The sequence below is a fragment of the Zhongshania sp. genome, assembly GCF_041584495.1.
Classification (GTDB): Bacteria; Pseudomonadota; Gammaproteobacteria; order Pseudomonadales; family Spongiibacteraceae; genus Spongiibacter.
The window spans coordinates 1-2,530 of record NZ_JBFHDY010000235.1 but is presented as its reverse complement, the minus strand read 5'-3'; the positions used below and the strand labels follow the sequence as shown (position 1 = coordinate 2,530).

Sequence of the window (2,530 nt, the reverse complement as noted above, 5' to 3'; positions counted from 1 at the left end):
TGCGCTCCCTCTCCGCCTGCTCGCGCTGCTGCGCCTCAAGCTGGGTTTTGTACTGAGCGCCTTGCATCAAGCCCTGCATGGCATCCCTTGCGCCCGTGCCGCTCCTAGAGCCAAGCAAGGCCATGCCAGCGTGAAATAACGGATTTGTCAGCAACTTGTTCACATCAAAGCTGCCCAGTCCGGCCTTAGTTGGTGCGGGCACGTTGTACTGCCCTGCGGGTTGGCCAAGGATGCCTTGGAATGGAGAGGGCTGGTAGCCGTTACCGAGTAGTGCCATTAGATTACCCCCAAGCCGCCGCCAATGCCGCCGATTAGCGCACCAATCCCCGTGCCGACCCCCGGCACTACGCTTCCTATCTGCGCGCCCGTCATAGCTCCCCCTAAAACGCCTGAGCCTGTATCGCGCCCAGGTTCGACCATTTTACCTCGGGAGGCCGACTGGGAGCCGTAATTGCCGCCAACCAAAGACAAGTAACGCTGCAACTGAGTGTAAGGCGCAAGCTGCTGCTCAAGGTCTTTGGCTTCCATCACGCCGCCTAGCCCAACTTGACCGGCCAACTGTCGCGGAATCATGCCCGAAGCTTGCATCATGCGAGATCGTTCAGCCTCATATGCGGGAGCGTAGATGCCCGCAGCGACGTTGCCCAAGCCCTCGGCTACAGATTGTTGGTGAATGCCGCCACCCGTTCGCCCTGCGCCGCCAAACGTGGCATTAATGCCGGAAAGAGCACCCTCTTGAGCGCGAGAAGCTATATCTTGCAGGTAGGGGTTTGCACCCATAAACTCACCGCCAACCGTCTGAGACAGCATACCGGTGGTCTGCGGGAAAAGTTGACGGGCGGCATCAAAACCAGAGGTAGAAATGTCGGAGAATGGAGCAAAGGGGGCATCCCCTTGATAGAAGTTCTGCGCCCCTTGGAACACTTCTTTTAAATAAGGCTCCTGAGCCGCCCAAGGGGCCGACCACCCGCTTGAATACTGTCTGCTTTCTTGCGATTTGTTCTTTCCGCCCATTTTAGACCTTCAGCCTCACATCGTAGGAATACGGCTTGAATCCGTATTTCTCAAGTTTCCGAGTCCAGCCCTTACGGCCAAATCCGTCAATGTATCGGCAACCGCTCGCCTTGGCGTACTGCGTAAGCTGGTCTAATAGCGGTTCTAACCAAGTATCCATATTATCACCGCAAACGAGCGAAATGTCCAATACACTAAATTTCGGCAAAGTGCAAATCTCTGTGACGGCTATCGCGTCATAGTCTGCAATCTGCCATATCTCGCGGCGACCATTCACCGCGTCCAACAAAATATGCTCGGGGTCTGAGCCGTAATCGAATTGGGCTAAAACCCTCACCAAATGTGGCTCAATCCGCCCCCAATTACCCACAACCTCATCCGCTGATAAGATTTTAATCACACCCGCCCCGCTGGCTTGAAAAAGACTTCGACACCGTGAGCATGGGTAAACTCCCCACTGACCACGGCCTTAATGCGAACATAACGCGAATTGTCGTGGAATTGCGCCTCGCCAATAGAATTCACAGTTCTGCCATCAGTGTAATTCAGATCGCCACACTGCTCGTTGCGCTTGCCTAGCTTGATAGACTGCGTACACGACCCCTCAACGATGGGGCGAACCGCCTGAACGAATAGCCTTTGCCCTCCTGGGCCGGACATTTCGCTTGTGACCATTTCTGCCTCTAGTGAGTCGCCAGTCAGGCCGCACAGCACATTGGCATTATTGAATGCGCCGAAACGCACAGCCCCGCCCTGATACTCCGGAGAATCGACCGGAATTGAGCCGGAATCAATGTCGCCTAACACGGCATCGAGCTGGTCAAGCGTGTAGCCAGTGTCTGCAAATTCGGTGAATATCTGGATTTCCTGGTTGGTATTGCCCCACTCTCCTGTCACCCAGTTGTAAATAACGACTTCTTTCCCGCCCTCGGTTTTGGGGTACGTCCACCAGATAAGGCCGTTGCGACGATCAACGCCGCCGTACATTTCATCGTAGCGGCTAGTGTCAATCCGCCCCTTAACGTAGCGGTCTACCTTCTCAGCACCGATAGGCGTGGAGCTTTGACCATTGAACACATAGAAGCCATCACCCGCCCAGTAGTACACCAACCCACCAAGCCATGTGACAGAGTTTGCAGCCGGGGTACCGCGCCCGCGCTCGACCTCGGAGAAGGTAAAGATGGTCGGAGGGCCGGAGTAATCCATGCGCCAAATAGATGACTCTTGGAATATTACGCCATACTCGCCCGGAACAATGCGCTGTATCTTGCCGCCGTTGCCGAACAAGTCTTGGAAATCGCTCTGATTCCCAATATCGCTACCCCAAATCTCGGAATTGTTGAATCCCGACCATTGGACGCGGTTGGGGTATTGCGTGCCGCCTATGTCCAGGTTGCCTAACACGACGAAATCACGCACAACCGCTATGTGATCGGCTTGTGGGGGCGAGCCTGCCAAGTCAGCAAATAAAGCAGAAACACCCATATCATAAAACTGAGTGGGGGCTTCCAGCGAT

Annotated in this window: 4 protein-coding genes; all 4 read right to left on the bottom strand. The window is 55.0% G+C overall.

Annotated features, from left to right (window positions below; translation table 11 throughout):
- Window positions 1-277, bottom strand: a 277-nt coding sequence (locus ABYP33_RS18575) for a hypothetical protein (protein ID WP_373092774.1), incomplete at its 3' end; no start/stop codon positions are given.
- On the bottom strand, window positions 277-1,014 hold the full coding sequence (locus tag ABYP33_RS18570; RefSeq protein WP_373092772.1) for a hypothetical protein: 738 nt from the start codon (window positions 1,012-1,014) through the stop codon (window positions 277-279). The genes ABYP33_RS18570 and ABYP33_RS18575, both read right to left, overlap by 1 nt.
- Before the next feature lies 1 nt (window position 1,015).
- Window positions 1,016-1,414 carry a hypothetical protein gene (locus ABYP33_RS18565; RefSeq protein ID WP_373092770.1) on the bottom strand — a complete coding sequence of 133 codons (399 nt, stop codon included), beginning with the start codon at window positions 1,412-1,414 and terminating at the stop codon, window positions 1,016-1,018.
- Window positions 1,411-2,530 (bottom strand): hypothetical protein (locus ABYP33_RS18560; protein ID WP_373092768.1); only part of this gene is annotated, 1,120 nt, incomplete at its 5' end. The genes ABYP33_RS18565 and ABYP33_RS18560, both read right to left, overlap by 4 nt.

What these genes read in the sequence shown, in the direction of transcription:
- ABYP33_RS18570 (WP_373092772.1), bottom strand. Translation starts at nt 1,014, where the DNA reads ATGGGCGGAAAGAACAAATCGCAAGAAAGCAGACAGTATTCAAGCGGG.